Consider the following 4767-nt stretch of genomic DNA (forward strand, 5'->3'; position numbering starts at 1 on the left):
ATCGAGCATGGCCTTGAGGGCAGCGGCGCCTTGTTCCGACAGATCGTGGGCGTCGTTGCGCGCCAAGGCCAGGGCGCCTTGGACCTGTTGCTGGCGAGCATTGAGCAAGGCGAATTCTTCGCGTAACGCTGTCCAGTCGCTGTGTGCGAAGAAGCTCAGCCAGTCGTGCAGTAACTCTTCGATCTGCGTGGCCGGTTCGCGCTCGCTGCCGAGAGTGAAGTGGATATCCAGCACGGCTTGATCCGCAAACTGGTACAGCACGGACGCCTGCAGCGCGGTGGCCAGTCGTCGAGCTTGCAGTTCGGCGAGCAACCCGCCGGGGGCCGAGGCGTTGAGCCAGGTGCAGAGAAACGCCAACGCTTCCCGTGGTGCGTCACAGGTAATGACCTGATGCAGGTGGCGATCGGCGGCGTGTTGATAGCAGCGTGCGGAGCCTTGCATCAAGGCCGGTGGAGCGGCTTGCGGGTGCAATGGCCCGGGTGTCAGTTGGTCACTGAACTGCTGGGCCATGGCCTGCAGGTCGGTCAGCGATTGTGGGCCGGCAAGGCTCAAAGTCATCTGCCCGCTTTGATAAAAGTGTGCGTGGAACCCGCGCAAGGCTTGCTGAAAAGCCTCGCTTTCCACCGGCAGGCTGTCGCGGTTGCCGGCATGAAAACCGCGCAACGGATGATCTGCTGCCAAGCCTTGCAGCAGCGCCACTTGTTGTTGGGCCTTGGCATCCTGGGACCAGGCGATGAACTCCGCGTCGAGCACTTCGCGCTCACGCTGTTGATCGTCGAGGTTCAGGCGTGGGTGAGTCAGCATATCCGCCAACCGCATCAGCCCGTCTGTAAAAACCGGCACCGGCAGTTCAAAGAAAAACTCGGTGGTGCGCTCACGGGTGCTGGCATTGACCTGCCCACCGTGTCGTTGCACGTAGGCCATCAGCCCTTCGCCGGCTGGAAAGCGCTCGGTACCGAGAAACAGCAAGTGCTCAAGAAAATGCGCCAGCCCAGGCCAAGCCAATGGCACGTCATGGCTGCCGGCAGCCACCTGTAAAACGGCGGCGCAGCGCTTCAAGCGTGGCGCATGGCGCAGGCAGACCCGCAGGCCATTGGCGAGGGGCAGGTGAACGGGATGAGGGTGAACCGGCGCAGGCATGGGCACTTCCGAGGCGTGGGAAGTGCCTATGCTAGCAAACCCAATGGGTCAGGGCTTGTGCAGCGCGCCGTAGAGTTCGGCGCGACGGTCTTGTAGGTAGTGGTTGGCGGCGCGGGCATCGAAGATCGATTGGCGCTCCAGGGTGCCGACGATCAAGGCTTCATCCAGGCCGGCCTGGGCAATTCGCTGGCCGTCCGGCGCGGCAATGCTGCTTTGCCCGCAGTAGTGAATCTCGTCTTCGTGGCCGCAGTAGTTGGCATAGGCCACAAAACACTGGTTTTCAAAGGCTCGCGCCCGCACGGTGACGTCGGCAACAAAGTCGAACGGCACCATATTGGCGGTGGGCACCAGGATCAGTTCGGCACCGGCCAGGGCCAGGCGCCGGGTGTTTTCCGGAAATTCCAGGTCGTAGCAAATCAGCATGCCCACCTTCCACCCGTTCAACTCCACCACCGGGAAATCATCGGGGCCGGCGCTGAACATCGAGTGGTCAAGGTCGCCAAACAGGTGGGTCTTACGGTAGTTGCACAGGCGCTTGCCGTGGGCGTCAATCAACTGCACGGCGTTGTAGATCTGGCCGTCGTCGGCCCGCTCCGGGTAGCCATACAGAATCGCCAGCCCGGCACCTTGCGCCAGTTCGGCAATTGCCTGCGCCGACGGCCCGTCCTGTGCCTCGGCCAGTGCGCCAACGGCTTCGGCGCCAATGTTATAGCCGCTGAGGAACATCTCTGGCAGCACCAGCACATCGGCGCCGTGTGCCTCATGGGCCAACCGGTGCAGGCGCTGCAGGTTAGCGGCCACATCCAGCGGCAGTGGCGGGCATTGGTACAAGGCGACACGCATGCTCAACTCCTTATTCTGCCAGGGCGATGGGCCCAATTTCATCGAACACGTCGCCCGGGCCTGGGTTCTGCGGGTGGGTGCTGCCACCGAAGTGGTTCATGATGCCCCACACCGCGTTGAGCGAGGTTTGTACCGCGCCTTCGACCCAGGCGGGCGTCCACGATACATCATCACCCGCGATGAAGATCCCGCGTTGTTCGGCGGGCATATCCTTTTGCATGAAGTGCGCATACATCCGCTGGTTATAGCGATAGTGACCGGGCAAGGCACCTTTGAAAGCCCCGAGGAAATGCGGGTCGGCTTCCCAGGACACGGTGATCGGGTCGCCGATGATGCGCGCCTTGATGTCGACCTTGGGGTAGATCTTCTTCAGTGCATCGAGGGCCAGTTTCACCCGCTTGTCGATGGGCTGGGGCAGCATCTTCAGCGCATCGCTCATCCACGAGTAGGACAGGCAGATCACCCCCGGCTTGTCGTCACCGTTATCGAACAGGTAGGTGCCTCGGGTCAGGCGGTCGGTGAGGGTCATGCTCATCAAGTCGCGACCAGTTTGCGGGTCTTTGTCTTTCCAGAATGGGCGGTCAACCATCACGAAGGTTTTCGATGACTGCATGTAGCGAGTGCGGTCCAGGGCCATCCACATTTTTTGCGAGAACAGGGTTTCGTCGCATTCGATCTGGGTGGTCAGCAGCCAGCTTTGGCAGGTGGTCAGCACCGCCGCGTATTCACGGGTGTCGCCGTAGTTGTCGGTAACGGCGAAACGGCCATCGGCGGCGTGGGCAATGCGCTTCACGCCGGCCCGTGGCGCACCTCTATGCAGCGAGCTCAGGCTGGTACCGGCCGGCCAGTGGGCGCAGCGTTCCGGCACATGGCGCCAGATGCCCATGGGCACTTGGGCCACGCCACCGAGGATCAGGTGTTGATGATCATCGCAGTTGGTCATCACCACGCGGAAGATTTCCAGCATCGAGTTGGGGAAGTCCGAGTCCCAGCCGCCGGTGCCGAAACCGACCTGGCCAAACACCTCACGGTGGTGGAACGACAACTTGGCGAAGGCCTTGGAGGTGGCGACGAAGTCGTAGAAGGTACGGTCATCCCACAGCGGCACGAGCTTGTTCCACAGTTCCTTGAGCCGTGGCACGTCGCGGTCGCGGATTGCCTGCTGGATATCGCCGAACTGTGAACCGGCTTCCAGGGCGTCGGCCCAGGCATCGGCCACTTCCTGGAACAGTGCAGGTAAATCGGCGAGTTTTTGCGCGTAGTGGGTCTGGCCTTCCAGATCGATCACGGTGCTGCCGGACGCCGGTGTCAGCGGGTTGGGAAAGGGCTTGGTCTCCAGTCCCAGCTTGTCCACGTAATGGTAGAACGCGGTGGACGACACCGGGAACCGCATGCCGCCCAGCTCGGCGATGATGCCTTCGGCGCCTTCAAAGGCCTGCGAGCGCAAGCGGCCACCCATCTTCGAGGCTTCATACACAACGGGCTTGAGCCCGAGCTTCATCAGCTCGTAGGCCGCAACCAGGCCCGCGATCCCGGCTCCCACAATTGCCACTTCGGCGCCGTGATTAACCGCAGGAATACTGCCCAGCCCGGCGGGGTGTTCGATCCAGTCATCAAAGGCAAACGGGAAATCCGGGCCGAAGATAGTGATGGGTTTCTTGCCGTCGCCCGGGTGGCGATTAGGCTTGCTGAGGGTGCTGGACGGAATGCTCATGGCTGACCTTACTGACGGCTCGGCGGGAGGAGGGCCCGTTGAGTATAGGAAAAGATGGCAGCCAGTTTAGGGAGCGTTGCGCTCGTTAATAAGACGCAATGTGTCGTCGTATTGCGCTGGTTTTAGTCAATACGACGAATATAGTGATCAGATTGGTTGTCCGCGATCCAATTTGTTACTGAGGATGATCGAGGTGGTGGTTTTCTCCACGCCGTCGACACTGCCGATCTGGTCCAGCAATTGGTCCAGTTGCTCCGGCGAATCGGTGCGCAGCCAAGCCACGTAATCGAACTCCCCGCTCACTGCGCACAACTGCTGCACCTGGGCCATGGCGCTCAGCCTGCGCAACACTTCTTTGCCCGAACGGGGTTGCACGGTAATGCCCACATAAGCCTGCAACCCGCCATCCGCAACGCGCTGGCCCAGGCGCACGCCGTAACCGGTGATGACCTGGGTTTTTTCCAGGCGGGCCAGCCGCGACGTGACGGTGGTACGCGCGATGCCCAACTGCCGGGCGAGCATGGCCACGCTTTCACGGGCGTTGAGCTGCAGGGCGGCGATCAGTTGGCGGTCGATTTCGTCTAGGGCGGGCAAGGGGGGCTCCAGTGCGGGGGCAATGAGCAAGCATGGTACAGGCTTGGCCTGGCTGAAAGAACCGTGATGCCAGATACGCAAAAGCCGCGCAATGCGCGGCTTTTTTTGTGTGGTGGGCCCAGTAGGACTCGAACCTACGACCAAGGGATTATGAGTCACAAGATTGGTGATCTTGAGCTACCTTGTGAAACATGAAAACCCCAGTTTCCAAGGTCTATAGCTTGATTCGACGTTTCTCGTTGTTTCCTGAAATCCTCTGGAGTTGCTATGATTCGTTGAGCAATTCGTTAAGAGAATTTAGGGGCTAGGAATGGCGCAGAAACTGGTTCACAGCAAGATCACGGCCTTGAAGAAAGGCACGCTTTCCGAGGCATTGGAGGGGAAAGGAGCAGGTTCGCTTATCTTTGAGCGTCGAGCTACTGGTGTGCTGGTTTACTTGAGTCTGCGCCGAGAAGGGAAGCAGGAGCGATTAAAGC

4 protein-coding genes are annotated in these 4767 nt (G+C 60.7%); all 4 read right to left on the reverse strand.

The genetic code is table 11. The features are described 5' to 3' along the window. A partial coding sequence (gene pqqF / locus GIW04_RS27990; protein ID WP_236479420.1) for a pyrroloquinoline quinone biosynthesis protein PqqF occupies nucleotides 1-1140 on the reverse strand: 1140 nt, incomplete at its 3' end. 48 nt (nucleotides 1141-1188) lie between these two features. Next, entirely contained in the window at nucleotides 1189-1983 is a 795-nt protein-coding gene (locus tag GIW04_RS27995) for a carbon-nitrogen hydrolase family protein (protein WP_003194759.1), read from the reverse strand. A 10-nt stretch (nucleotides 1984-1993) separates the two neighbouring features. Continuing rightward, the gene (locus GIW04_RS28000; protein ID WP_120247554.1) at nucleotides 1994-3697 is read right to left on the reverse strand and encodes a flavin monoamine oxidase family protein; all 1704 of its coding nucleotides are present in this window, start codon (nucleotides 3695-3697) and stop codon (nucleotides 1994-1996) included. A 147-nt stretch (nucleotides 3698-3844) separates the two neighbouring features. Further along, nucleotides 3845-4291: an Lrp/AsnC family transcriptional regulator gene (locus GIW04_RS28005; protein ID WP_003194755.1), complete on the reverse strand. Its 447-nt coding sequence runs from the start codon at nucleotides 4289-4291 to the stop codon at nucleotides 3845-3847. Between the last annotated feature and the right edge of the window lie 476 nt (nucleotides 4292-4767).

Source organism: Pseudomonas sp. PA-4-8C, from assembly GCF_021606625.1.
GTDB classification, from domain to species: domain Bacteria; phylum Pseudomonadota; class Gammaproteobacteria; order Pseudomonadales; family Pseudomonadaceae; genus Aquipseudomonas; species Aquipseudomonas lactis.

Coding starts and splice junctions, on each gene's coding strand:
- GIW04_RS28000 (WP_120247554.1), bottom strand. CDS start 3,697: ATGAGCATTCCGTCCAGCACCCTCAGCAAGCCTAATCGCCACCCGGGC.
- GIW04_RS27995 (WP_003194759.1), bottom strand. CDS start 1,983: ATGCGTGTCGCCTTGTACCAATGCCCGCCACTGCCGCTGGATGTGGCC.